Here is a 24218-nt window from a genome sequence, read left to right as displayed (position 1 = left end):
CCTGCGGACCTTGAATAAATTTATTTCTTCTCGTCGTGGAAGTGGTGGAGCACCCGGTAGACGGGAAGCTCCCCCGTGAGGGGCCGGAAATAGCGGAGGGCTTCCTCCGTGATGTTCATGCCGTCCTCCGTGACCATGTCCCGGGGCATGTACTTCACATGATTGGCGATGTTTGCTGCATCCGTGGAGGTATACTCCACCGTATAGGGTTCATCGGCGGTGCGCACCAAAATGGACACCTTGCCCGTTTCACCGGCGGCAGCCAAATCCAGGGCTTGAGCTCCCAGCTTTCCCGCTTCCTCCAAATCCACCGGGGAGACCAGATGGAAGGCAGAGCGCTGCAGGGTGGACAGTTCCAGCACCTTCACCCGGGAGGTGATGCCAGCATCCACGATGAGGCCCTTCAGGGCATTGCCTGCCCCGCCCAGCTGGGCATGGCCAAAGCTGTCATGGGCATGGGCCTTGGTGGCCGCCAGGAAGGACCCGTCGGGAAGACGAACGCCTTCCGAAGCCACAATGTACACCTGATTCTTCGTCTTGTAGATTTCCTCCACCTTCTTCAGGAATTTTTCTTCCTCGAAGGGGATTTCCGGAAGAAGCACAATATCGGCGCAGCGGCGGCCATTGTAGGTGGCCAGGGCTCCCGAGGCAGCCAGCCAGCCGGCATCCCGACCCATGGTCTCCGTGATGAAGATCCCGTTGTTCGTGTACACCAGCCCATCCAGGAAGCTCTCCAGGACACTGACGGCGATGTAGCGGGCGGCTGAGCCGAATCCCGGGGCATGGTCGATGACCTGAAGATCGTTGTCCACGGTTTTGGGAATGCCGATGAAGTTCATGGCGATGCCATGATCCTTGGCATAGGCGGCGAGCTTTCGCACCGTATCCTGGGAATCATTGCCACCGGCATAGAAGAAGGCCTGGATGTCGTGCTTTTCAAAAATCTGGAACAGACGCTCATATTCTTCCTTGCTGGTGACCGCATCCTTCAGCTTGTAGCGGCAGGAGCCCAGGGCCGCTGAAGGGGTATGGGTCACTGCATGAATTTCCTCCTCCGTCAGGAGGGAAAGATCCACAAAGTCCTCCTGGAGGATTCCTTCAATGCCGTTGATTCCTCCCAATACTTTATCGTATACTCGGGTTTCATTGTTTCGTCGAAGAAGCCCCATGACGGAAGCATTGATGACCGACGTGGGTCCACCGGATTGAGCAATAACACAATTTTTCATTGGATTACCTCGCAGTTTCGTTTTTTCAATCCCATTCTACCATAAATCCGCCGCTCCTCCATGGCTTTCCCGGGAAGTTCCCGGAAAAAGCAGCGGAGAAACGACCAGAAAAGGCTCGCCATGACGCAGCCTCTTCCACAAGGAGTGATAACCATGGAAACTATGAAGGTCCTGAAGGACCATGGCATAAAGGTCACCAAGCCCCGGGTGGCCATCTATGAGATTCTGGAGCAAGAGCTCCAGGGCATCGAGGCGGAAAAAATCTACCATCGCGCTCTGGAGGCCAAGCTCTCCTTAAATCTCAGCACCGTCTACCGCACCCTGGAAATCTTCGAGGAAAAGGGCCTCATCATTAAATATGACCTGGGGGAGAAAAAATACGTCTTCAGTCTGGTTCGCCACGGCCACCATCACCAGGTGGAGTGCGACTCCTGTCACAAGGTCATCGATCTGGACTGTCCCATGAAGCAGATTGAGGACCTCATCAGCCGGGAAACGGGCTTCCATCTCACGGAGCACCACCTGGAGCTGAAAGGCATCTGCAAAGACTGTCTGGATACCCCCAAAAAGCAAGTTCCCTAAAGGAAAAGTTAGACGAGGAACCTTCCATGGGCGGCCAGCCCAAGGAAGGTTCCTCGTTCATTCTGATGGTTGACTGTCGTTTCCTAGACCGCCCGGATCATGGAAGGTTTCTCCCGCTTAGGACCTGTCATGGCGTGGGGATCCAGGGCTTTCTCCAGGGTACGGAAATCCATGAGCCCTTCCGCCAGGACGAGATCCTTGACGCTGATCCCCATGGCCAGGGCTTTCTTTGCCAGATCGGCGGCTTTCTTGTAGCCGATGGCGGGACAAAGGATAGTGACCAGGCCGATGCTCTCATGGACCTGTTTGGCGCAGCGCTCCTTATGGGCCGTGATGCCCTGGATACAGTGATCGGTGAAGGTCTTCAGGCCTTCCGTCAGCATACTTAGGGAATCATAGAGCCGGTCGAAGATCACCGGTTCAAAGGCATTGAGTTCCAGCTGCCCGGCCTCCGCGGCCATGGTGACGGTGAAATCATTGCCCATGACGGCAAAGGCCACCTGGTTCACCACCTCGGGGATCACCGGATTCACCTTCCCCGGCATGATGGAGGAACCATTCTGCCGAGCGGGCAGGCTGATTTCCCCCATGCCTGCCTTGGGTCCGCTGGAGAGGAGCCGCAGGTCATTGGCTATTTTAGACAGGGTCACCGCCTGAATCTTCAGGGCTCCGGATAAACTCACAAAGCTGTCCAGGTTCTGGGTGGCATCCAGGAGATCCCGGGCAGGAACCAGTTCCAGTCCCGTCACCTGCTGCAGCTCCTGGTGGATGCCTGCCACGTACTCCGGTTTGGCATTGAGGGAAGTCCCCACGGCGGTGCCGCCCATGTTGGTGGACAGGAGCTCCTTTTCCACCCGGCTTAGGCGGATAATATCCCGACGAACAGCTTGGGCATAGGCATGGAAGGTCTGCCCCATGCGGATGGGCACCGCATCCTGGAGCTGGGTTCGCCCCATCTTCACCACATCGTCCAGCTCCTCGGCCTTTCGCTCCAGGGCCAGGTACAGCCGCTTCTCTTCGTGGACCAGCCGGGGAATCATCTTCAGGAGCATGATACGGCCGGCGGTGGGAAACACATCATTGGTGGACTGGGACATGTTCACCTGGTCGTTGGGGCTCACCCGGGCATAGTCTCCCCGGGGACCGCCCAGGATTTCCGAGGCCCGGTTGGCGATGACTTCGTTGGCGTTCATGTTGGCCGAGGTTCCGGCACCTCCCTGGATGGGATCCAGGATAAACTGATCCCGCAGGGCTCCGGCCAGAATCTCGTCGCAGGCAGCCACAATGGCCTCGGCCACCTCCTTGTCCAGCTGACCGGTCTTCTGATTCATGAGGGCTGCGGCCTTCTTGATCTCCACCAGGCTTTCCACCATCTCTGCCGGCATCCTGCGCCCGGTGATCCGGAAATTCTCATAGCCCCTTTGGGTCTGTACCCCATAATAAGCCTCCTGGGGAATCATCATTCTGCCGATCGAATCGCTCTCCACACGTGTCTCCATGGTATCCCTTCCTTTCCTGATGGACTTCTTCATGGGAGAAATCGTACCACCCCAGCCTTTGGCTGTAAATCACCGGAAGGAAACTCCGAAGAAACCCAAGGTGAAAACGTTGCTCAGCTTTTTCAGCCCCCCCTTGGCCCCCTTTTCCACCTTCGAATCGAAAGCGGAAGAAAAGCCCTTTCTTTATTTTCTCAAGTTCAGGCAATGCAGAACTGTCTTTTTTAAGTCGTGAAGAAAATAGAGCTTGCAAATCCGCTCCCGGGACTTTACGATATGAACATTAGGCTGACCCCGAAAGGATGATTTCCATGGATAAAATCGATCAGAAACTCTTGGAGCTCTTGCAGAAAAATGCCCGCTACTCCCTAAAAAGCCTGGCGGAAGCCGTCTTCCTCTCCACCCCCGCCGTCTCCGCCCGGATTCTGAAGCTGGAGGAGGAAGGATTCATCAAAGGCTACAGCGCCCAGGTGGACCTCATGCGCATGGGCTACCACATTAAAGCCTTCATCAATCTGGAAATGACCCCTAAGCAAAAACCCGAGTTTTACCCCTTCATCGCCGCCTGCCCCAATGTGCTGGAATGCAATTGCGTCACGGGAAAATACTCCATGCTCCTCAAGGTGGCCTTCCACACCACCATGGAGCTGGATACCTTCATTGGTGCCCTGCAGCGCTTCGGGAACACCGAAACCCAGATCGTCTTCTCCACTCCCGTGGATCATCGGGGCATTGGCTGGACAGACACCCCCAGCTACTAAGAAAATGTACAACAGAAAACAGAGAAAGAAGGCTCCGGGCCTCCTTTCTCTGTTTTTCGTTTTCCGGGATTAACCTTTTTTGAACCGTTCCTACTCATGGAGCTGACGAAGCTCGATCTCCCCTTCGCCATACCCTTGGGGGTCCGGCATCCGCTTCGCCCAGGCCACGGCTTCTTCCCAGTTGTCAGCCTCAAAGAGGATAAAACCCGCCACCACTTCCCGGGCGGGGACAAATGGCCCTTCTTCCATTCTTGGGGGCAGGCCCTCCCCGGGGAAGAAAATCCTTAATCCCCGGGAGCTGGGATAGAGCCCATGGGCCATGATCCGCACCCCGGCCTCACGAAGCTCCCCGTTGAACCGGCCCATGGCATCCTGCAGCCCTTGGGACGGGAAGTGCCCTTCTTCCGATTTTGTCGAGGCCTTCACCAGAAGCATAAATTTCATTTCATCGCTCCTTCCGGGAACTCGGGAGAGAAGCGTACAGCTCTCCTTCGATATCCCGTCTTTTTTTCATTTTACCTTCTGGATCATCATGAGGAACAGTAATTTCCATAAAAAAACCATTTCGCCAAGAAAAAATTCTTGGCGAAATGGCTCATCAATTAATCTAGACCAGGGCCTCCACCAGAAGCCGGATGATTTGGGGAAAAAGCGCCACGGCGCCCAGAAGACGAAAGATCTGGACCAAAGCCACATCAGAACCGGATACCCCCAGATCCGAGGCAATGAGGGCCATGTCCGAAGCCCCTGCGGGAGAGGAGGAAAGGATGGCCTGGGATAGGGGCATGCGGTAGGCCCTGCTGAGGAAATGCCCCATGGCGAGACAGGCCAGGACATTGACCACTACAAGAAAAACCGCAGGAATCAGGAGAAACTTCAGCTCCTGGAAATCCCGATAACCAAAGTGGCTGCCGATGTAAGCCCCGGAGAAAAGCTGGGCTACCCGCTTGAACCATAAAGGAAAGGTCACTTCCAGGGAGCAGAGCTTTAAGAGGACCACACTGAGCATGGCGAAAAGAAGGGTTCCCGCCGGAATCTCCAGCACCTTTCCCAGGTATCCCGCCAGTACCGCCACCAGGAGGGCGAAAGCCAGACTTTTGCTGAATTTTGGAGTTTTCGGGAGAATATCCCCACTCTTGGTCTTTACCGTAGCCTCCACAGTCTCTCCTTGCTGCCGGACGAGAAGGGGAATCATGGCCAGGCCGGAGATCAGCCGGACAAACTGCATCACGGCCACCTTCGGGGCATCGGCCCCCAGATCCACGGCGATGAGGGGCATGTCGCTGATGCCGCCCGGCACGGCGCAGAGCATGGCCGTGAGAAGATCCAGAGGACTCAAGAGATAAATGGCATAGCCCACCAGAAGATTCACAAGAAGCAGCCCGCAAAGGAGCGTCAGCACAGGCTTAAAAAGATGCTTCAGCCGCGGCAGGTCCTTCTTCTGCACCGTCATGCCAATGTAGGCTCCCGTGATGCACTGGGCCACAAAACGGAAGCCCGAAGGGATGTCCACCCAGGAGGTGTTGATGTTGAGCAGCGCCACCACGGCCACACTGCCCAGCATCATGCCCCCGGGGACACGAAGCCGCTGCAGCAAAGCTCCTCCCAAAAATCCTGCCAAAAGGGTCATCAGTAATGGTCCCATATCCTTGTTTCCTGCCTTTCTACCGACTGTCAATTCAGAACCGTTATTACCGATCTATCTTGAAGAACGGTTTCATGATCTCTTCTCTCATCATAAGCCATGGAGCCCTGGAGATGGAGCCTCTGCACACCGAAAAAACAGTGGATGAGATCTTTTTTTAACGATAAAAGAACCTGCCGCGGCAGGTTCTTCGTTCATAAAATGCTTAGGAAAGGCCCATCTCTTCCTGAAAATCCGCCAACGCCTGGGTAAGGAGCTCCCTATTCACCACATAGGAATACTTTCCCTCCTGCTGCTCCAGCCGGATGAGCTTCACGGTCACCAGGCTGTTCAGGTGGTAGGAGATGGTGGCTGAGGTCACCCCCAGGCGCTGGGCGATGACTTTGGTGGAGGTGATTCCCTGGGCAATGGCGAGAAGCACCTCATAGCGGGTTTTGTCCCCCAGGTTCTTGAAGAGCTGTACCCGTTCCTGAAGGGCATTTTCATTTTGCTTTTTAATGGCGCTGATGAAGGCTTCAATTTCCAGTCCCCATTCCAGATAAGGCGGGGTGCTGCTGCTGTTGATTTTAATGGCATAGGGATTCATGCGGCTCACCAGGAAGTGTCCTTCATCTCCCGGGAGCAGGCTTTCCTTCACGATGCCGTTGGACATGGCCACCAGGGCTTCTCCCCCGGATGTGGTGAGTTTTTCCTCGAAGGCCCGGCCGTAGGCGGCCACCTCCGCCCGGTACTCCTGGTAGTAGGCTTCAAACACCGGATATAGCTCTGTCATGACCTGAACATAAGCCTCGATCTGTTCCCGGGGATTCTGGGTGAAGGCATAGAGGTGCCACTTGGCATCGCTGGTGATCCCCAGACGGCTGAGCCAGGGCATGATGTCCCCAGGATGACGGGCCAGATTCTTGGTCAGGCTTCTCAGCTCCTCCAGGTTCCGGTCTTCCTCCCGATTCTCAAAGAGGGCCAGTCCATAAAGCAACGCTTCCACCAGCTCCTCATCCTTATTTGCCTGCACTTTCCGAAGATACGTCAACGCGTCTTCCTCTTCCAAAAATGTGTACCGGATGGAAATCAGCGCCATGAGGCTGAGATCCTCCGTCATGTCGAAATAGAAGGGATCCAGGCGCTCCTTATAGGGAAGAAGGAGTTCCTGCATGGCCTTGGCCCGCTCTTTGCTGGCTTCGCCGATAAACTCGGCATAGCTTTCCTCTTTGGCGGAAGCCTCCTCCTCTTTCTTGTGGTGGACATAGTGGGGAAAGAGCAGGAAGTCATTGATGTAGCTGGCTTTCTCGTGAAACTGAAACCGCATGTTATCCTCCTAAATTACCGCTTTTTCGGGTTCTGCCATCCCTTCACTGAGAAATATTTTTCGGTAGTACATCACCGCTGCCAGCATGATGGCCCCCACGGCGATCATGGGCCAGCTGGGTGACAGATGATCCAGGGCCACCCCATAGAGAAGCTGTCCCAGGGGCATGGCCACGGTGACGGCTAGGTTCATCATGGAAGAGGTCCGCCCCATGAGAGGCTTCGGGACGATGGTGTCAAAAAGAGTGCCGATGGCGATGTTCACCAGGGTGACCCCCATCCCCACCAGAAAACTCAGGAAGGTGAGAAGCAGGAAGGGCACCTCATTGGTGGCAAAGGCATTCCTGAACCCCGGAGCCGGGATCCCTGCCATGAGAAGAATGATGAGGGAGACGCCGAAGAAGGTATAGACCATGAGTTTTCCCAGGTTCACCTTCCGGGCAAATCCGCCCAAGAGGATGGGGGCCATGAGCATGGCGAAGGACAGGGCTGAGGCAAAAAATCCGTACTGCAGATCCGATCCCTGAAGGGTTTCGCGGATGATATACAATAATCCTACACTAAAGAGCGAGCCAAGGCAAAAGTTTAAGATCATCCCCAGGCCGATAATGTTACGCACCACCGCATGGGACTTCACCAGCTTCCACCCTTCAAGAAGATCCTTCCGGAAGTTTCCCAGATTAATCTTCTCCGGTTTCTTGTGGTAGGCGGGAATAACGATGAACATCTCGCTGACGGCGGAAAGAAAGAAACTCACGGCATTGATGAGAAGAACCCCCAGAAGACCAAGACTGCCGTAGAGCACACCCGCAAGAAGCGGTGCAATAATGGTGCAGAGGCTCATGAGCATGGACCGGAGGGCGTTGGCATCAAAGAGCTTTTCCTGGGGCACCATGCTGGGCACCACTGCCGCCATGGCAGAGCCGAAAAAGATCTCCGTGGTTTCCAGCAGCATGACCAGAACATAGATACTGGGAATGCTCAGGGAACCCTGGACCATATAGTAGACGGCAAAGGCACCGATGAGGAGGCTGTTCAAGAGATCCAAGCCCACAATGCTCTTCTTCCGGTCAAACCAGTCGCCAAAAACACCGGCAATGGGAGAGAAGAGAAGCCGCGGCAGAATGGAGATGGCCAGCATGGACGCAAAGATGGTGGCCGAGCCCGTGACGGACAGCACATAGAGGGACAGGGCAAACTGCTGCATGTCGCTCCCCAGGAGCGAAGTAGCCTTGCCCAGCATGAGCAGAGTAAAGTTTCGGTTTTTTAAGATCTCCAGTTTCATGGGGAACCTCCTGTGTTTTTTCTTACCCCCATTATAGATCTCGACTTTTACGATGTCAACTAAATAATTAGATGATTATCTAATTATTTAACCCACTCAAATAGTCCGTAAGAAAGACTCCCCCTATTCCTCCCCGACCTTCTGTAAAAAAGGACACGAAAAACGCCCGGGGCAACCCGGGCGTCATGGTTTCTACTTCACTTTTCATCCGTCTCAGGCCCAAAAGAGCACAGAGGAAAGAAGGGTCAGTCCAATGGCCATGAAGACCATCATCATCAGTTTCTTCACCTGCATGAGAATCATGGGGCACCTCCTGCCGCGCTACGCGGATCCTTGTATTCTGGGTACGGATTCAGTATAGCAATCCTCCTTTGGGAAAAAACCACCAAACGGTTACAGTTTTCACTTTTTCGGACGTTCTCTTCCGGGTCCGCCTTTCAGCAAAAGTTAACTTTCCCCTGATAGAATCAAAGAAGATCAAACCGAAAGGATGGACACCATGTCTAAATGGAAATACAAACTGCAACAGCTCATGGCCGGACGCTACGGCGCCGATGACCTCTACAAAGCCCTCTTCGGCGGTTACGCCCTGCTCCTTGTTCTTAACATCTTTGTCCGTTCCCCCTTCCTCAGCCTGCTCATGTGGGGACTTCTCATCCTCATGCTTTTCCGGAGCTTCTCCCGAAACTACGTGAAGAGAGCTCAGGAAAACCAGCAGTTTCTGCGCCTTTGGAATCCTCTGCGTAGAAAGTGGCACCTTTCCCAGCGTAAGGTGAGGGAGCGAAAAACCGCCAGATTCCGAACCTGCCCCCACTGCAAAACCGTCCTTCGGCTCCCCGTGAAACGCGGCAGCCATACGGCCACTTGTCCCCACTGCAAAAAAGACGTCTCCGTGAGAATTCTGTTCTAAGCCTCTCCCTTCCCAGGGAAAAGAAGACGCAATAAAACGATGGATATGCTATAATCAAAGCATATCCATTATTTATTTGGAGGTCGATTTCATGAATTTTCGTCAGGAAGATGCTCCGATCTACAAGAAGGGAATCCCTTTGGTCCGCGTCCTGTTTATCCTTTTCCTCGCCCTCTCTCTCTTTCTTTCCGATTCCGCCTATGCTCCCCTCTTGGATGGGCTCCGCTACGGTACCCTGATTCTCTGGACCCTCCTGGAAGGAACCCGGGACGTCTTTGCCAAAAAGAAGGCCACAGGCTGGATCACCTATGCCCTGGGGGCTCTTCTCCTGGTGGTCTTCCTAATTTTTCGTTAGCCATCCCTTTCTTATCCCCGAGCTAAACTGCTCTGCCCTTTTCGGGCAGGATCAGGTTATTCCGGGTAAAAATGAACCCGCGGCTAGCTCTTTAAAAGAGCTTGACCGCGGGTTCATTTTGCGCTTTTTGAAAGGTCACGCCTGACCCCAGGACTGATGTTTTTAATTTACAGCGATCCCTTCTGGACAAACTGCTCCAGGAGAAGGTTCACCATCTCCCCATAGCTGCTTACACCTGAAGTCTGGCCGTTACTCTTTAAGTACGTGTCATTGACCTGGGTGGCGGCCTTTTCCACTTTCCCCTCATAGGGGATATAGAACTCCCGGTAGGCCTTCATGTCCCGGCGAAGCCCTTCGGAATAGGTGCCGTAGAGCTCGGTGAAAGCCTTGTTGTCCGCCCGGTAAAGGGCATTCATGCTGCTCATGAGGGCCAGCACCGTACCGGAATACTGGAAGTTCACCTCGGGGTGGGCAGTACTCACCACAAAGGACAGATAGTTGGCCTCATCCTCATAGGCGATGCCCCGCTGATGGGCCATCTCATGGAGAATGGTGGCGGGATAGAGAAGATCCGGTCCCTTGACGTTGACATTGGCCTCTCCCGTGAAGGGCATAAAGACCCCGGTGATCCCCGTATAGTTCATGGGTTCCGAGAGGAAGACCCCCTTGGGCCTTCCGTAGGTTCCCTGATAGACCTTCAGGGAATCCCCCAGGGCGTCATATCCAGCCTGGGCTTTTTTAAGCGTCGCCTCGGTGCTTTCCTTTAGGGTGAATACGCCCTTTTCATCCTCGGCCACCTGAGCTCGCAGGGCATTGGCCCGGGCAATGAGGGCACGGTTCAGCTCCTTGAGCTCCACCGCCGTATAGTAGGCCTTCTCCAGCCCCACGGCCTCCCGTACGGATGCCCGGTTGTAGTTGAGGCCAAAGACCAGCATAAAGACCACATAGAGCATTGCCCCGTAGGACACCGTCCGGTACAGCAGGGTAAAGGCCCCTTCGCCGAAGAGCTTCATCACAAAGCGAAGGAGGAGAAAGACAGCGAGAAAGACGTGGACATAGAGAAAGAGCTCCCCCACAGAAAAGGGGAAAATCCCCGTGAGCTGGCTCAGAAGGCGGATGATCCATCGGTTGATCCGGGCAGGATAGATTTGCTCCAACAGCGCCGGACTTCTCCGGGTCCAGAGGGAAAATCCGTAAAGGAGAGCCGCCATGGCCATCCACAAATATCCCTCCGAAAGGAGTCCTGATTTCTTTTTTCTGAAAATCCCCATGTTCCGCCCTTCCTTTCCACGGTTAACTAGAGCCATTATACCGGATTCTTGCCGGAGAAAAAAGCCAAGGTTTTCTTATTCATAGCGCAGGGCATCGATGGGATCCATCCGGGCCGCCTTGCGGGCGGGGTAGATGCCAAAGAAGATGCCGATGGCCGAAGAGAATAGCGCCACCCCCAGCACCTGGGCCAGGGAAATCACAGGGGTGATCCCCACATAACTTCCCCCCACCGTGGAGAAAAGAATCCCCAGGGTCATCCCCAGAAGACCGCCGATGAGGGCAATGATGACGGACTCTGTGAGGAACTGAAAGAGAATATTCGTGGTGGTGGCTCCGATGGCCTTACGGATGCCGATTTCCCGGGTCCGTTCCGTCACGGACACCAGCATGATGTTCATGACCCCGATGCCGCCCACCAGAAGGCTGATGGCCGCCACGGCGCTGATGAAGGTGGTGAAGATCGTGATGATGCTGTTCACCTGATCCAGGGTCTGGATGAAGGAGTTGGCCTGGTAGACCTCCCGGTCCATGTTGTTCTTTCGGACCTTTAAGAGGTTCACGATGTTCCGGGCCAAAGGATCCGTAGTTTCCCGGCTCACGGAGGAGACAAAGAAACTCTCGATGGGCTCCGCCTGGGGAAGCATGGACAGGTAGACATTATAGGGAATATAGACAAAGGCCGGGAAGTTGGACCCGAAGTTCGAGGACCCGGCTAAGGGATTCAGCGTTTTGGTGACGCCGATGATCTTCACCCGGCGCACACTGTTCCGGAAACTGATCTGGGCGGATTCCCCCACGATGTTGTCCCGCCGGCCGAAAAGCTCCTGGGCGGTGTTTTCATCGATGACGGCGACGCTTCGGGCTTCCTCCGCTTCCAGGTTCGTGAAGAAGCGGCCTTCCAGAAACTCGGCATTGACGATGTACTTGAGATCCCCGCTGCCGGCACTGTACACGGCGGTCATCTGCCCATTGGGCGTGGCGATGCTTCCTCGAGCCTGCCCCACGGGGGTGGTGTACTTGATGTCCGGAAGACGGTTCTTGAGAAAGGCGATGTCTTCCTTGGTGAAGTAATCCGAGGCCCGCAAATCTTCGCCCATGACGCTGACTTCAATGGTGGTGGCCCCGATGTTCTCAAAGGTCCCCGTGATGTAGTTGCGTCCCCCCTCGCCCAGGGCGAGGATGGTGATCACCGAGGAGATCCCGATGATGATGCCCAGCATGGTGAGGAAGGAGCGCATTTTATTGGACAGGATGCTGTCCAGGGCAATTTTAAAGCTTTCTTTGATCTGCATAGCGGTCTCCTTTCCCCTTAGTCCTCATGGATCGCCCGGTGCTCCGGAAGATCCTCCGGCACATTGAGCACCTTTCGGTCATAGACTTCCCTGTCCTCAATGATGGATCCGTCTCGGAAGGTGATGACCCGTTTCAGGTACTGGATATTCTCCTTTTCGTGGGTGATCATGATGATGGTGCGGCCCTCATCGTTGAGGGACTGAAAAATGCGCATAATGTCCAGGGCAGACTTGCTGTCCAGGTTTCCCGTGGGCTCGTCGGCCATGATGATTCGGGGATTGTTGCAGATAGCCCGGGCAATGGCCACCCGCTGTTTCTGCCCGCCGGAAATCTCATTGGGCCGGTGCTTGGCCCAGTCCAGAAGTCCCACTTTGGTCAGGGCTTCCGCCGCCCGAAGCTTTCGCTCCCCCAGGGGCACGCCGGCATAGATCATGGGAAGCTCCACATTCTCAAAGATGGTGAGCCGAGGCAGCAGATTAAAGGACTGAAACACAAAGCCGATTTTCTTGTTCCGGATATGGGCCAGCTCCTGATCCCGGAGCTTGGAGATATCCCGTCCGTCCATTTCATAGGTTCCCGTGGTGGCCCGATCCAGACACCCCAGAATATTCATGAGGGTGGACTTTCCAGAACCCGAGGGCCCCAGGATCCCCGTGAACTCCCCTTCGGAGATCTTCAGATCAATGCCCTTGAGGGCCTGGAAACTGATCTTTCCCGTTTCATAGGTCTTTGTCACGTTCCGGAGCTCAATCATTGACGATCACCTGATCTCCCGCTTTCAGCGTATCCTGTGGGTTCAGCACAACTTTTTCCCCCGGGGCCAGGCCCTCCAGGCACTCCAGGTAACTGTCAGAGATAAGGCCCAAGGTCACATCCTTTTCCACCAGGAGGCCATTTTCCACCACAAAGACATAGGGCTTGTCCTTGGCCTTGTAGAGGATGCTTTCCACGGGGATTCTGAGGACATCCGCCTTTTTCTCCAGGAGAATTTCCACATCGGCATCAAAATCCAGAATAATATCCTTGGGGTTCACAATGGAAACCTTGACGCCCAGACTGCTTTCTCCAACGGTGGTGACGCTGCCAAGAGCGCCCAGGGCAGAGCCGCCGCTGCTGGCGGCAGGATTGATGAAGACCACCGCCCCGCTGAACCGGCTGGCCCCGTAGATCACCGTGGCCTCCTGGCCCAGCTTCACCTTGGCGGCATCAAATTTTCCCAGGTTCAGAGACACCACAAGATTCTGGTCGTCCTTCACCGTCACCAGGGTGACGCCCATGGTGGCGATGGTGTTCTCTGTGGCATTGACCTCCGTGACCACGCCGTCAAAGGAAGCCGTCAGGGTTCCTGGCGTGCTCTGCAGGCGGTTTTTCGCCGTATCCACCGCCAGCTGGGCCGACGCCACGGTATTTTCCAGAAGCTTCGTCTGGGCGGTATTCACCGTGGGAATGGATACCAGACTCTGCTGAATCTGGGTCAGGGCGGACTCATAGCCGGCAATGGCCTGGGTTTCCGTAGCCACGATGGCAATATTTTCCGGGGTCAGGGGATCCTTCAGGGCTTCTTCCAGCCGAGCCTTGGACTGGGCCAGCTTCCCATTGAGGGTCTTCACCTGGGCTTCCAGGCTGGACTTGGTTTTCTTGGCTGCCGCAATGCTGCTCTTGGTCTGCTCCAGATTCAGCTTCGCATTTTCCAGGGCGATTTCCGCCTGCTTCACCGCCGTCTCCAAATCCGACCGGTCAAACTCCACCAGGAGATCCCCGGCCTTCACCCGCTGGCCCACCGCCACATGGACGGCCTTCACCTGGAGGTTCACGCCCTGCCAGCTTTTTTCCTGATTGGAGGTGATCTTGCCTGTAGAAAGGAGCAGGTTACTGACCTCCCCCTTTTCCAGGACGGCGGTATTCACCGTCACGGGATTCACCTTCCGGGAATTGTAGATGGAGTAGCCGATGGCTCCAGCCAGGGCCAGGAAGACCACACCGGCGATAAGTTTATTTTTACCGTTCATTTTATTCCACTCCTTGTTGTTTGTCCCAGCATCTTTATGGCTGAGGGAGAAATGTCCGGTAAGGTCAGGAGCGCCTGAACTTCCGGAGCCGTTTAGATTCATTGAAACACAGAATGATTATACTTTCCTTAAGGATTGGACCTTTACAGCATTTCCGCTCATCCCGTATAATGAAGGGGTTAAGTAAGAGGTGAGAAAATGATTGTCATATCGGCAAACCAAGTGAAACTGAGTTACGGGATCGACGTGATCCTCTCTTCCGTGACCCTGCATATCAACGAAGGGGACAAAGTGGCCCTCATCGGCGCCAACGGCGCGGGCAAGTCCACCCTGTTCAAAATCCTCACCCGAGAAATCCGTGATTTTTCCGGGGAGGTCTTCATCGACAAAAGCAAGACCCTGGGCTACCTGTCCCAGAAAATGACCCTGGACCCGGACAAGACCATCCATGAAGAGGCCCTGACGGTCTTCGCTTCCCTCATGGAGATGGAGGAGAAGATGCTCCTCCTGGAAGAGGAAATGAAACGTCCCTATGACGAAGCCCACCATGAGGCCCATGAGAAGGCCATCACGGACTACGTGACCCTCCAGGAGCAGTACGCCATGCGCGGCGGCAACACCTACCGGGGTGAAGTCCACAAGGTCCTCCGGGGACTGGGATTCACCGAAGAGGAATTTGAAAAATCCGTGGCCATCCTTTCCGGGGGCCAGAAGACCCGAGTGGCCCTGGCCAAGCTTCTCCTGTCCAATCCGGAAATCATCCTCCTGGATGAGCCCACCAACCACCTGGACCTTACAGCCATCGAATGGCTGGAGGAGTACCTGAAAAACTACAAGGGCACCCTCCTCATCATTTCCCATGACCGGTTCTTCCTGGACTCCATCACCAACCGGACCTTCGAGATGATCCAGGGGGAAATCCAGATCTACAACGCCCCCTACACCAAATCCCTGGAACTGAAGGAAAAGGACTATGAAGTGAAGCTCAAGGCCTTCCGCCATCAGCAGGAGGAAATCCAGCGCCAGGAGAAAATCATCGAGCGCTACAAATCCTTCAACCGGGAAAAGAGCATCCGGGCGGCGGAATCCCGCCAGAAGATGCTGGACAAGGTGGAGCGTCTGGAAGCGCCTCCCAAGGCCCACAGCCCCTACAAAATCGCCTTCACCAACGATGTGGAAAGCGGCACCGACGTACTCATCGCCGAAAATCTGGCCAAGGCCTACGGGGAGACGGAGCTCTTCGATCACCTGTCTTTTCATCAACGCAAGGGCGAACGCATTGCCCTCATCGGAGAAAATGGTCGGGGGAAAACCACCCTCTTCAAGATGATTCTGGGCGAAGTGAAACCCGACAAAGGGGACATCGTCCTGGGAAAGAACGTCACCGTGGGGTATTACGATCAGGAGCAGAGTGATCTCTCTCCGGAAAAAACCGTATTTTCCGAGATCCATGACGACTTCCCCCAGCTCACGGAGCGGGAAGTGCGAACCTATCTGGGCAGCTTCCTCTTTCGGGGCGATGAAGTCTTCAAGACTGTGGAGAATCTCTCCGGCGGCGAAAAATGCCGGGTGAACCTCCTGAAGCTCATGCTGAAACGTTCCAACTTCCTCATCCTGGACGAACCCACCAACCACCTGGACATTCCCTCCCGGGAAGCCTTGGAGGAAGCGCTCCTGGACTATGACGGCACCCTCTTTGTCATCAGCCATGACCGCTACTTCCTCAATAAAGTGGTGAACACGATCTTTGAGCTCCAGGCTGACGGTCTCGTCAAGTACCTGGGAAACTACTCCTATTACGTGGAAAAGAAGAATAACCCCCAGCGGTACCTCCAGGAAGAGGAGCAGCCGGAAAAGAACCGGACCAAGGCCACGGAGGAGAAGAAGAAACGAAAATCCAAGGACAAGGAGGAGCGGGAAAAGAAAAAAGCCCTCAAGACCCTGGAAAAAACCATTGAGGATCTGGAAGCGGAGAAGCTCCAGCTCCAGGATTCCCTGACCACCGAGGAAGTCTACTCCGACATCAAGAAGTCCATGGCAGTGTCCCAAACCCTCCATGAAGCGGAAGTCAAACTCGCCGAGCTCTACGAGGAATGGGAAACCCTCCTCATGGAAGAAGAAGAATAGCCCCAGGATGCCTGAAAATCTCAGGCATCCTTTTTTTAACCTCGTTTTAATGCGGGGTCCCTTGCATTCTCCCCTTCTCTTCTGTATTATTGTATTAACCACTTAATACAATAATACATGAAAGGAGCATTGCCATGGCATGGAACTTTAATCCAAATTTGCCCATCTATGCCCAGATCATCCAGGAAATGAAACGCCGGATGATCCGCCATGAGCTCAGCGCCGGAGAGCGAATCCCCTCGGTGCGGGACCTGGCCAAAGAGGCCGGCGTCAATCCCAACACCATGCAGAAGGCTCTGGCGGACCTGGAAGCCGAAGGCCTCCTGGACACGGAACGCACTGCGGGCCGCTTCATCACCAGCGATGGGGAAAAGCTGGCTGCCCTTCGGAAGAATTATCTTCAGGAACGGCTGGCCCCCTTACTTCAGGAGCTTCAGGATCTGGGGGTCACCCCGGAGGAACTCGGTGAACTCACTGCGCAGTACTTCAAGGAGGAAACCCCATGACCGCACTCATTGAATTAAAGAACCTGACCAAAACCTTTGGCCGAAAAGCGGCCCTGTCCCAAGTGAGTCTCACGATTCCCGAGGGAAAGATCATCGGACTTCTCGGGCCCAACGGCAGCGGAAAATCCACCCTCTTCAAGCTGATGAACGGCCTGCTTCGCCCGACGTCAGGCGAGATCCTCATCAACGGCCTGGCCCCCGGCATGGAGAGCAAGAAAATCATCTCCTATCTGCCGGAACGAACCTATCTCAACGAATGGATGAAAATCCGCGATCTTTTGGCCTTCTTCCGGGACTTCTATCCGGACTTTGATGAGGTCAAAGCCAAGGAAATACTGAAAGTCCTTTCCCTGGAGGAAAACCATCCCCTGAAGACCCTATCCAAGGGAAACAAGGAAAAAGTACAGCTGATCCTCGTCATGTCCCGAAAGTCCAAGCTCTATCTCCTGGATGAACCCATCGGCGGCGTAGATCCCGCAGCCCGGGACTTTATCCTGAAGACCATCCTGGGAAACTACATGGAGGATTCCACCATGATCATTTCCACCCATCTCATCCACGACATCGAACAGATCTTCGACGATGTGATCCTCCTGAAAGAAGGAGAGGTCTATGCCTATGACCGGGTGGACCATCTCCGGGAGGAAAACGAAAAATCCATTGATGCCCTGTTCCGGGAGGTGTTCAAATGTTAGGAAAACTCATGAAATACGAAGTCAAAGCCACGGCACGCTACTTCCTTCCCCTCTATGGGGCGATTCTGGTGCTTTCGGCCATCATCGGCGTACGGGGTTTCCAAAAGTCCTGGCTGCCCTTTCTGGAGTTCATTCTCCCCACGGCCTTAGGCCTGGCCTTTGTGGGACTTTTTGTCATGACCCTCATCATGGTGGTGAAACGCTTTGATGCCAATCTTCTCAGTGACGAAGGCTACCTCATGTTCACCCTGCCGGTGAAAACCCATGCCCTCATCCAGTCCAAGGCCTTGGTGTCGCTCCTCTGGATCCTCGCCAGCTCTTTCGTCTTCCTCCTCTCCATTGGACTCCTCATCTGGCGGGAGGAAAACGTAGGATTTATCCTCCGGGAGATCCCTGCTCTTCTCGACCGTTTCCCCATGGTGTTTCTCATCTTGGCCAACATCCTCATGGGCGCCCTGAACTTCCTCCTCATGGTCTATGCTTCCCTGGCCCTGGCCCAGGCCCGGGCCATCACGAGGAACCGCATCCTGGGAGGGACCATCGTCTTCATCGTCATTTCCATCATCTTCAACGTGGTGGAGACCGTCATCTTCACCGTCAGCGGATTCTTCCTGCGCAGCAGCGCCTGGGTGAACAATCTGGTGCAGAGTCTGGAGTCGGCGGAAGCCGCCACCATCATCAACTCCCTCACCGTGATTTTCCTCTTCTCCCTGGTTTATCTCCTGGTGAAGAATGTCCTTCTCTACTTCCTGACCCACTACTTCCTGGATCACCAGCTGAACCTCGAATAACCAAAGCTCCTGCCGCCGGTGGAATCCGGCGGCTTTTTCATTCCATCTAAAGAACTGAGAGGAATTCTCAATTCTTTTTTGAAAATTGACAGCGGTCAAATTGTTTTTCCTGCCTGGGGCGTATCCTTAACTCATCGGAACACCACATTTGATTAATCCTTGGAGGGATGCAAGATGAAAGAAATTGCAAAAAACATATACTGGGTGGGAAAAGTGGATGACCGGAAGGTTCCCTTCCATCGGCTCATTCTGGAAAAAGGCACCAGCTACAATGCCTACTTGATTAAAGATGAGAAGAACGCCCTCATCGATACCGTGGATCTTCTCTTTGGCCGCGAATTTGTGGAAAACCTGGCCGAAGTTCTCCCTTTGGACACCCTAAGCTATGTGGTCATCAACCATACGGAACCCGACCACTCGGGAGCCCTGGGCGCCCTCATCCGCAAAGCCCCCAACGCCCAGGTGGTCTGCACCGCCAAGGCTGTACCGGAGCTCATGGCCATGTACAAGATCGAGGCTTCCCGCTTCCTGGTGGTCACCACCGGCGATGAACTGAGCCTGGGGGAAACCACCCTCTCCTTCCATGAGACCCCCTTCCTCCACACGGAGGAAACCATGGTCACCTACCATAAGGAAACCCAGGTGCTCTTCACCTGCGATATCTTCTCCACCCATGTGGCCGATGAAGGGGTCCTGAAAATCTCGGAGCTTCCCGATGCCGAGACCATGCTGGAGGATTTCAAAGTATACTACAAGCTCATCATGGATCCCCATCGCCGCTACATCCTGCCCATGATCGATGTGGTGAAGAACCTGCCCCTGACGATGATCGCCACTTCCCATGGCTACGTCCTGGATCAGGATCTGGAGAAATACATCGGCTTCTATGAAGAGAGCGCCCATGAGGGAAAGAATAATGTAAAAGCCCTCATCCTCTTCAACTCCATGAGCGGGAACACCAAGAAAATGGCGAGGATCCTGGAAGGGGAGCTCACGGCTCAGGGCATCCAGGTGGAGTCCGTCAACACGGAGAAGGCGGATAAAGACGAAGTCCTCCGCAAGATTCAGGAAGCCGATGGGGTGCTCTTTGGCAGCTCCACCCGCTACGCCGACCTTTCCGGCAATCTGGAAACCATCCTGAAGGAGCTGAAGGAGCTGGAAGTGGAAGGAAAAGTCGCCGCGGCCTTCGGATCCTACGGCTGGTCCGGAGAAGCCGCGGAAGTCATTCAGGACTATCTCCTGGCGGCCGGCATGAAGGCCCTGCGCTCCTCTGATGTCATCAAGAGCACGGGCATGGACAATGTGACGTTCCCCCTTCGCGTAAAGTTCAATCCCGAAGACAGCCTGCCCATGATCAAAGCCGCCTCGGCGGTATTCGCCGACGCTATCCGCTATTAGGAGGAGATTCCCATGACCTTGGAAAACCTGAAAATTGCCGACATCGTGAAGGAAGACATCCGCCTTGCCGGATTCTTCCAGGACGAGAACATCGATTTCTGCTGCAACGGCCACCGTCAGCTCCAGGAGGTCCTGGCGGAAAAGGCTTTGGATCCGGAGGCGTTCTTCCAGCGGCTGGAAGCCCATAAGGCGGCCCTGGATGCCAAAGGCGCCAAGGAGGATTTCTTCAACGCCATGACCAATGAGGAGCTCATCACCCATATCCGGCTAAACCACCATATGTTCACCCGTCAGGTGCTGAAGGAGCTGGATGTCTATACCAGCGCCATCCTGAAGGCCCATTACCGCCATGCCCCGGAGCTTCTCCTCCAGGTGAACCGCCTCTATGGGGGGCTTCGCATGGAGCTTCTGGAGCACCTCATCAAGGAAGAAGAGGAGCTCTTCCCCCTGATCCTGGGGGAGCGGTATGCGGAGGCCAGGGTGCTCCTCGAAGCCACGGAAGAGGAACACGACGCTGCAGGAAAGCTGTTAGCCACCCTTCGAAGCATCACTTCGGACTACACCCTTCCCGACTGGGCCTGCAATACCTTCAAGGCCACCTATCATCATCTGGAAGCCTTAGAGAGCGATCTTTTTCGCCACATCTTCCTGGAAAACAGTATTCTCTTCGAGCGGTTCTAGCCCCTTCCCCCTAGGGGGCTCCGCATAAATAAACCGCCACAAAACAAAGAGAACCCAAGCTAAGCTTCGGTTCTCTTCGTCTTGTGCCGCCAATGCGGAGGGTTCTGAATTATTTAGGGGAAAATATTCAGCAAACTTAAGGCTTTTCCACCAGGGTGAGGCTGAGCTCCAAGGCTGTGCCATCCCGGAACACTTTGAGCTTCACCGTATCGCCGGCAGCCTTGGTGTTTTTGATGGTGTTGATCTCCTCGACACTGGCCACGGCCTTTCCATCAAACTCGGTGATGACATCGCCCACGGCCAGGGCAGAAACGTATGCCGGGGAATCCTTCATCACTTCCACCACCAGGACGCCCTGGGGCAGATTGTACTGCTGGGACATGGCCGCATTGAGGCTTCGTCCGCTGATGCCGATATAGAGCTGCGCTTTGGAGAGGGACTCCAGATCATTCTTCAGGACATTGATGGGGATGGCAAAGCCGATTCCTTCCACCGACGCATCGGAGATCTTGGCGGAGTTGATGCCGATGACCTCGCCCCGGGCATTGATCAGGGGACCGCCGGAGTTTCCGCCGTTGATGGCGGCATCGGTTTGGATATATTTATACTCAGCCCCGTCTACGGAGACGGTGCGATCCGTGGCGGAGACGATTCCGGATGTGACGGTGCCGGCAAACTCCTTGGACAGGGGATTTCCGATGGCGATGACCGACTCACCCACCTGGAGATTGTCCGAATTTCCTAAGGTGACGGTTCCCGGAATGTCCACGGTCTTCGTCAGCTGGATCACGGCCAGGTCACTGGCCTGATCGTAGTTGAGCACTTTGGCGGGGACTTCTTCTCCGTTGTAGAGGATGACGGTGATTTCGCCGCCGCTTTCCACCACATGGTAATTGGTGGCGATGAGCCCTTCCTCATTGAGGATGAATCCTGTACCGATGCTCTCGGCATACTGGGTTCCCGGATTGAAGAAGTTTCCCTGGACCTGGGCTTTCACCGATACGGTGACCACTGCAGGCTGAACGGCTTTGACGATTTCCGGAATGGTAAGTTTCTCCGAAGCCAGCTGCGGCACGGTGATCTTCACCGGCTCCACGGCCTGGCTCTTGGCGATGAGTTTTCCAAGCTCCGAGTTCTGGAAGAAGGCGGTGCCCGGCAGAATGTTATAGGCGCTGTAAATGCCTAAGGATGTGCCCAGAAGGGTGAACACCAGGGCTACGGCGATGAGCGTGAGACGGCTGAAGCCCCGGGGGCTCTTTTTGGCCGGTTCCCGCTGGCCCTGGTAAACGGATCCCCCGCGATAGAGATACGGAGGCTTTTCCACCGGCGCGGCGGGTTCTTCCCCTACAGGAGCCTCCGGCTGGCTTTCTTCAGCCAATTCTTCCGGCTCAGCGCTTTTGGCTTCCTCCACCCGGTCTTCTGCTTCCTGCAGCTCCTCCGGGCTTACGGCTATGGGTTCCTCGGGATCCACGGGAAGGCTGCTCTCCGGCTCCAGGGGAATATTCTTCTTTTCCACATCAAATTCATGTTCATTTCTCGGTTCCATATCCATACCTCCTCTGTTGTTCTGGTTTTATCTTAGGCGGTCAATGTTACAAAAACGTGTCAGGGAAACTTTTTTTAGCATTTCATTTCTGATCTTCAGCATACCGGAAAAAGATTAAGAAACCCTGAACTTCAGGAGAGGTTTTGCCGCTATGGGAAAGGGACTCCCCGAATCCTCGGAGAGTCCCTAAAAATACTAGTTTTGCCTATACCCAGAGCTTCCCCCGAAACCCCCGGACACCATAGAAGGAGGGAGCCCCATTATGGTACACAAAGACCCGGCCGTAGCGGCAGTCTCCAAAAATGGCACCGCCCAGCTTCCGGACTTTCTCCGGGGTTTTTAGCCAGCTGGAGGTTTTCAAGTCCACAGGTCCCTTTTCCTGAAGGAGGCGATAGTCATCCTCCGTCAGAAGTTCCATGCCCATGGCCTGGGCCCGGTCCACGGCATTTCCCTCGGGGAATACCCCTTTCTTCTTCCGACTTTCCTCCGCCGGCCCGTCATAGCAGGCATTTCGACGCCCTTCCGGGGTCTCCGGGGAACAGTCCATGAAGAGAAACTCCCCGGTGTCGGGATTTCTACCCACCACATCGGGTTCTCCCCCGGTCTCTTCCATTTCCCCCAAAGTGCGGAGCTTGTCTTTCTGCTTCTCCAGTTTCTCCGCCACGGCGGCCCAGGTCAGGCCCTCATGGCGATGGGGATGCTTCACGAATCGCTCTTCCAAAATCTGCAGAAGTTTTTCCTGATTCATGGTCATTCTCCTTTTCCTTCGCAAAAGGCAATGAACTTTGCCCTGCGGTTCTTTTTTCCATCATACCATAAAACAAAACCAGGGAAAGATTTTCCTTCCCTGGCTCTCAGTTCGGTCATTGACCCCTATTTTCGATTTTCCAGTCGAACGATTTTCTTGATCATGTCATTGAGGAGGGAGCTGATATCCTGGGGCCGCTCCAGAAGGACATCCTGGACCGAGTCCGCCACGGTGAACACCTGGGCGTCGCTGGAATAGGCCAGATACTCCTCCTGCTTGAACATGGTCTGGTTCCGGTTGCTGGTGACGAGGTACACAGGGTTTTCCCCCAGGAGACCTGGTTTCACCGGCAGGGGCTGGCTCTCCACCATGGTGGTCAGCTCTTTTTTCACCGGTTTTAGAAAATCCTTGGACAGCCAGAGGTTGGCGTAGGCTGCCTTGGCCTCGGGCTCCTCAAAGCGGACTTCTTCGAAGAAATCCAGCAGCCCCGAATTCTGCAGAAGACGGGGAATCCCGAAGGTGCCCAGCATTTCCCGGGAGAAGAAGGAAGCGCTCTTCCGATCCGCGTAGCGATGAACCTCTCCGCTGCCCAGGCTTTCGCCCATGGGCTGAATAAAGATGGCCCCGATGACTTCCTCGGGGTACAGGTGGAGATACTCCTGCATGACTAAGGAACCGTACTCCTCCCCCACTAGGATAAAGGACATGGGCCAGCCAAACTTTCGGAACATGAAATGGAGATCCTCCGCAATTTCCTTGGGGGTCTTCTCCGGTCCCGTGGAAGCGCCATAGCCGGGCCGATCGTAGAAAAAAAGACGGGCGTTGCCACTGAACTTTGCCTTGAGGGCTTCCCGCTGCTGGTAGGTTTCGCCGGCCATGCGGTCCACGATAACCGTGTACTTCCCTTTTCCCGCCACCTCATAGCCGTAGCTCACCTGGTTGATGGTGATGCGGCTGAGGTCCTGGCCCCCCTGGATATTTCTCGCTTGGGTCTCCTCATAGAGATAGCCCAAGAGAAAGAGCAGGGCCACGCCCAGAAGAAACAGACGAATAATATTTTTCTTGTTGATGATTTTTCGGAACTGATGCCGTTCCACGGAATTGGACTCCGGGAAGAAACTCATGCCCTCACCTCGCCCCCAGAGCCAGTCCCGGCTTGGCGTTGAGTGCACTGTCCGCGAACTGTCCCTTCATGTACTGGAAGTAGGCAGCGCTGCCGATCATCGCTGCATTATCCGTGCAAAGAATCATCTCCGGGAAGAGGATAGACACATTCTCCGCTTTTCCTGCGGCCATAAGACTGGCCCGAAGGCTGGAGTTGGCGGCCACTCCGCCAGCCACGGCGATCTTGTCCAGGTTTCGGCTTCGAATGGTCCGCATGGCGTTTTCCGTGAGCACGGAAACCACCGCATGCTGGAAGGAGGCCGCCACATCGGCCACGGGAATCTCATGGCCTTTCTGTTTCTCGGAGTTCAGGTGATTGAGTACTGCAGACTTCAGACCGGAAAAGGAGAAGTCCAGGGTATCCTCATGGAAATTGGCCTTGGGGAACCGGATCGCCAAAGGATTGCCTTCCTTGGCAAT

24 protein-coding genes are annotated in these 24218 nt (G+C 54.9%); 10 read left to right on the top strand and 14 right to left on the bottom strand.

Features of this window, described 5'->3' with window-relative positions:
* Positions 1-20: 20 nt before the first annotated feature.
* Positions 21-1229 (bottom strand): 6-phosphofructokinase, encoded by a 1209-nt coding sequence (locus KCG48_RS05445; RefSeq protein WP_211800394.1) that lies wholly within the window; start codon positions 1227-1229, stop codon positions 21-23.
* Between the two features lie 153 nt (positions 1230-1382).
* On the opposite strand from KCG48_RS05445, the gene KCG48_RS05440 reads away from it, so the two are divergent.
* Positions 1383-1811, top strand: a complete 429-nt coding sequence (locus tag KCG48_RS05440; protein ID WP_211800393.1) for a Fur family transcriptional regulator — start codon at positions 1383-1385, stop codon at positions 1809-1811.
* Positions 1812-1894: 83 nt separating this feature from the next.
* Here the strand turns inward: KCG48_RS05440 and KCG48_RS05435 are convergent, their stop codons facing one another.
* Positions 1895-3310 carry an aspartate ammonia-lyase gene (locus KCG48_RS05435; RefSeq protein ID WP_211800392.1) on the bottom strand — a complete coding sequence of 472 codons (1416 nt, stop codon included), beginning with the start codon at positions 3308-3310 and terminating at the stop codon, positions 1895-1897.
* 308 nt (positions 3311-3618) lie between these two features.
* Between KCG48_RS05435 and KCG48_RS05430 the strand changes: the two genes are divergently transcribed.
* Entirely contained in the window at positions 3619-4068 is a 450-nt protein-coding gene (locus KCG48_RS05430) for an Lrp/AsnC family transcriptional regulator (RefSeq protein ID WP_211800391.1), read from the top strand.
* Between the two features lie 90 nt (positions 4069-4158).
* On the opposite strand, the gene KCG48_RS05425 is transcribed toward KCG48_RS05430, so the two are convergent.
* The 4 genes from KCG48_RS05425 to KCG48_RS05410 all read right to left on the bottom strand — a co-directional run bounded on the left by KCG48_RS05425 (position 4159) and on the right by KCG48_RS05410 (position 8303).
* Positions 4159-4512 carry a YciI family protein gene (locus tag KCG48_RS05425; RefSeq protein ID WP_211800390.1) on the bottom strand — a complete coding sequence of 118 codons (354 nt, stop codon included), beginning with the start codon at positions 4510-4512 and terminating at the stop codon, positions 4159-4161.
* 163 nt (positions 4513-4675) lie between these two features.
* The gene (locus KCG48_RS05420) at positions 4676-5713 is read right to left on the bottom strand and encodes an AbrB family transcriptional regulator (protein ID WP_211800389.1); all 1038 of its coding nucleotides are present in this window, start codon (positions 5711-5713) and stop codon (positions 4676-4678) included.
* Positions 5714-5918: 205 nt separating this feature from the next.
* A complete protein-coding gene (locus tag KCG48_RS05415; RefSeq protein ID WP_211800388.1) occupies positions 5919-7019 on the bottom strand; it encodes an ArsR/SmtB family transcription factor in 1101 nt (366 codons plus the stop codon).
* Between the two features lie 9 nt (positions 7020-7028).
* Positions 7029-8303, bottom strand: a complete 1275-nt coding sequence (locus KCG48_RS05410; protein ID WP_211800387.1) for an MFS transporter — start codon at positions 8301-8303, stop codon at positions 7029-7031.
* A gap of 499 nt (positions 8304-8802) precedes the next feature.
* Here KCG48_RS05410 and KCG48_RS05405 point away from each other — a divergent pair, with 499 nt between their 5' ends.
* Positions 8803-9213: a hypothetical protein gene (locus KCG48_RS05405; protein WP_211800386.1), complete on the top strand. Its 411-nt coding sequence runs from the start codon at positions 8803-8805 to the stop codon at positions 9211-9213.
* A 91-nt stretch (positions 9214-9304) separates the two neighbouring features.
* Entirely contained in the window at positions 9305-9568 is a 264-nt protein-coding gene (locus KCG48_RS05400; protein WP_211800384.1) for a hypothetical protein, read from the top strand.
* Positions 9569-9735: 167 nt separating this feature from the next.
* On the opposite strand, the gene KCG48_RS05395 is transcribed toward KCG48_RS05400, so the two are convergent.
* The 4 genes from KCG48_RS05395 to KCG48_RS05380 all read right to left on the bottom strand — a co-directional run bounded on the left by KCG48_RS05395 (position 9736) and on the right by KCG48_RS05380 (position 14142).
* Complete coding sequence (locus KCG48_RS05395; RefSeq protein ID WP_211800383.1) at positions 9736-10839, bottom strand: DUF3810 domain-containing protein; 1104 nt, start codon at positions 10837-10839, stop codon at positions 9736-9738.
* A gap of 75 nt (positions 10840-10914) precedes the next feature.
* A complete protein-coding gene (locus KCG48_RS05390; RefSeq protein WP_211800382.1) occupies positions 10915-12132 on the bottom strand; it encodes an ABC transporter permease in 1218 nt (405 codons plus the stop codon).
* Positions 12133-12149: 17 nt separating this feature from the next.
* Entirely contained in the window at positions 12150-12887 is a 738-nt protein-coding gene (locus KCG48_RS05385; RefSeq protein ID WP_211800381.1) for an ABC transporter ATP-binding protein, read from the bottom strand.
* Positions 12880-14142: an efflux RND transporter periplasmic adaptor subunit gene (locus tag KCG48_RS05380; RefSeq protein ID WP_211800380.1), complete on the bottom strand. Its 1263-nt coding sequence runs from the start codon at positions 14140-14142 to the stop codon at positions 12880-12882. Before KCG48_RS05380 ends, KCG48_RS05385 begins: the two co-directional genes overlap by 8 nt.
* Before the next feature lie 198 nt (positions 14143-14340).
* Between KCG48_RS05380 and KCG48_RS05375 the strand changes: the two genes are divergently transcribed.
* The 6 genes from KCG48_RS05375 (at position 14341) to KCG48_RS05350 (ending at position 20340) form a co-directional block, all read left to right on the top strand.
* A complete protein-coding gene (locus tag KCG48_RS05375) occupies positions 14341-16269 on the top strand; it encodes an ABC-F family ATP-binding cassette domain-containing protein (protein WP_211800379.1) in 1929 nt (642 codons plus the stop codon).
* A gap of 134 nt (positions 16270-16403) precedes the next feature.
* Positions 16404-16775, top strand: a complete 372-nt coding sequence (locus KCG48_RS05370; protein ID WP_211800378.1) for a GntR family transcriptional regulator — start codon at positions 16404-16406, stop codon at positions 16773-16775.
* Positions 16772-17470 carry an ABC transporter ATP-binding protein gene (locus tag KCG48_RS05365; protein WP_211800376.1) on the top strand — a complete coding sequence of 233 codons (699 nt, stop codon included), beginning with the start codon at positions 16772-16774 and terminating at the stop codon, positions 17468-17470. Before KCG48_RS05370 ends, KCG48_RS05365 begins: the two co-directional genes overlap by 4 nt.
* Positions 17464-18261, top strand: coding sequence for a hypothetical protein (locus KCG48_RS05360; RefSeq protein WP_211800374.1), 798 nt, complete (start codon positions 17464-17466; stop codon positions 18259-18261). The genes KCG48_RS05365 and KCG48_RS05360 overlap by 7 nt, the downstream gene beginning before the upstream one ends.
* A gap of 174 nt (positions 18262-18435) precedes the next feature.
* Positions 18436-19659, top strand: a complete 1224-nt coding sequence (locus KCG48_RS05355; RefSeq protein ID WP_211800373.1) for an FprA family A-type flavoprotein — start codon at positions 18436-18438, stop codon at positions 19657-19659.
* A 12-nt stretch (positions 19660-19671) separates the two neighbouring features.
* A complete protein-coding gene (locus KCG48_RS05350) occupies positions 19672-20340 on the top strand; it encodes a DUF542 domain-containing protein (RefSeq protein ID WP_211800372.1) in 669 nt (222 codons plus the stop codon).
* A 136-nt stretch (positions 20341-20476) separates the two neighbouring features.
* Here the strand turns inward: KCG48_RS05350 and KCG48_RS05345 are convergent, their stop codons facing one another.
* From KCG48_RS05345 to KCG48_RS14745, 4 genes are all read right to left on the bottom strand, one after another.
* Positions 20477-21886 carry a S1C family serine protease gene (locus KCG48_RS05345; protein WP_211800371.1) on the bottom strand — a complete coding sequence of 470 codons (1410 nt, stop codon included), beginning with the start codon at positions 21884-21886 and terminating at the stop codon, positions 20477-20479.
* 205 nt (positions 21887-22091) lie between these two features.
* The gene (locus KCG48_RS05340) at positions 22092-22634 is read right to left on the bottom strand and encodes a DUF4256 domain-containing protein (protein WP_211800370.1); all 543 of its coding nucleotides are present in this window, start codon (positions 22632-22634) and stop codon (positions 22092-22094) included.
* Between the two features lie 125 nt (positions 22635-22759).
* Positions 22760-23758: an alpha/beta hydrolase gene (locus KCG48_RS05335; protein ID WP_211800369.1), complete on the bottom strand. Its 999-nt coding sequence runs from the start codon at positions 23756-23758 to the stop codon at positions 22760-22762.
* A gap of 4 nt (positions 23759-23762) precedes the next feature.
* A partial coding sequence (locus tag KCG48_RS14745) for a Kae1-like domain-containing protein (RefSeq protein WP_331000379.1) occupies positions 23763-24218 on the bottom strand: 456 nt, incomplete at its 5' end.

This window comes from Proteiniclasticum sediminis, assembly GCF_018128025.1.
GTDB classification, from domain to species: domain Bacteria; phylum Bacillota; class Clostridia; order Clostridiales; family Clostridiaceae; genus Proteiniclasticum; species Proteiniclasticum sediminis.
This window is presented reverse-complemented; position numbering and strand designations above follow the sequence as displayed.

Coding starts and splice junctions, on each gene's coding strand:
- KCG48_RS05345 (WP_211800371.1), bottom strand. CDS start 21,886: ATGGAACCGAGAAATGAACATGAATTTGATGTGGAAAAGAAGAATATT.
- KCG48_RS05375 (WP_211800379.1), top strand. CDS start 14,341: ATGATTGTCATATCGGCAAACCAAGTGAAACTGAGTTACGGGATCGAC.
- KCG48_RS05400 (WP_211800384.1), top strand. CDS start 9,305: ATGAATTTTCGTCAGGAAGATGCTCCGATCTACAAGAAGGGAATCCCT.
- KCG48_RS05430 (WP_211800391.1), top strand. CDS start 3,619: ATGGATAAAATCGATCAGAAACTCTTGGAGCTCTTGCAGAAAAATGCC.
- KCG48_RS05335 (WP_211800369.1), bottom strand. CDS start 23,758: ATGAGTTTCTTCCCGGAGTCCAATTCCGTGGAACGGCATCAGTTCCGA.
- KCG48_RS05415 (WP_211800388.1), bottom strand. CDS start 7,019: ATGCGGTTTCAGTTTCACGAGAAAGCCAGCTACATCAATGACTTCCTG.
- KCG48_RS05425 (WP_211800390.1), bottom strand. CDS start 4,512: ATGAAATTTATGCTTCTGGTGAAGGCCTCGACAAAATCGGAAGAAGGG.
- KCG48_RS05405 (WP_211800386.1), top strand. CDS start 8,803: ATGTCTAAATGGAAATACAAACTGCAACAGCTCATGGCCGGACGCTAC.
- KCG48_RS05360 (WP_211800374.1), top strand. CDS start 17,464: ATGTTAGGAAAACTCATGAAATACGAAGTCAAAGCCACGGCACGCTAC.
- KCG48_RS05370 (WP_211800378.1), top strand. CDS start 16,404: ATGGCATGGAACTTTAATCCAAATTTGCCCATCTATGCCCAGATCATC.
- KCG48_RS05355 (WP_211800373.1), top strand. CDS start 18,436: ATGAAAGAAATTGCAAAAAACATATACTGGGTGGGAAAAGTGGATGAC.
- KCG48_RS05395 (WP_211800383.1), bottom strand. CDS start 10,839: ATGGGGATTTTCAGAAAAAAGAAATCAGGACTCCTTTCGGAGGGATAT.
- KCG48_RS05340 (WP_211800370.1), bottom strand. CDS start 22,634: ATGAATCAGGAAAAACTTCTGCAGATTTTGGAAGAGCGATTCGTGAAG.
- KCG48_RS05390 (WP_211800382.1), bottom strand. CDS start 12,132: ATGCAGATCAAAGAAAGCTTTAAAATTGCCCTGGACAGCATCCTGTCC.
- KCG48_RS05435 (WP_211800392.1), bottom strand. CDS start 3,310: ATGGAGACACGTGTGGAGAGCGATTCGATCGGCAGAATGATGATTCCC.
- KCG48_RS05440 (WP_211800393.1), top strand. CDS start 1,383: ATGGAAACTATGAAGGTCCTGAAGGACCATGGCATAAAGGTCACCAAG.
- KCG48_RS05410 (WP_211800387.1), bottom strand. CDS start 8,303: ATGAAACTGGAGATCTTAAAAAACCGAAACTTTACTCTGCTCATGCTG.
- KCG48_RS05445 (WP_211800394.1), bottom strand. CDS start 1,229: ATGAAAAATTGTGTTATTGCTCAATCCGGTGGACCCACGTCGGTCATC.
- KCG48_RS05420 (WP_211800389.1), bottom strand. CDS start 5,713: ATGGGACCATTACTGATGACCCTTTTGGCAGGATTTTTGGGAGGAGCT.
- KCG48_RS05365 (WP_211800376.1), top strand. CDS start 16,772: ATGACCGCACTCATTGAATTAAAGAACCTGACCAAAACCTTTGGCCGA.
- KCG48_RS05385 (WP_211800381.1), bottom strand. CDS start 12,887: ATGATTGAGCTCCGGAACGTGACAAAGACCTATGAAACGGGAAAGATC.
- KCG48_RS05380 (WP_211800380.1), bottom strand. CDS start 14,142: ATGAACGGTAAAAATAAACTTATCGCCGGTGTGGTCTTCCTGGCCCTG.
- KCG48_RS05350 (WP_211800372.1), top strand. CDS start 19,672: ATGACCTTGGAAAACCTGAAAATTGCCGACATCGTGAAGGAAGACATC.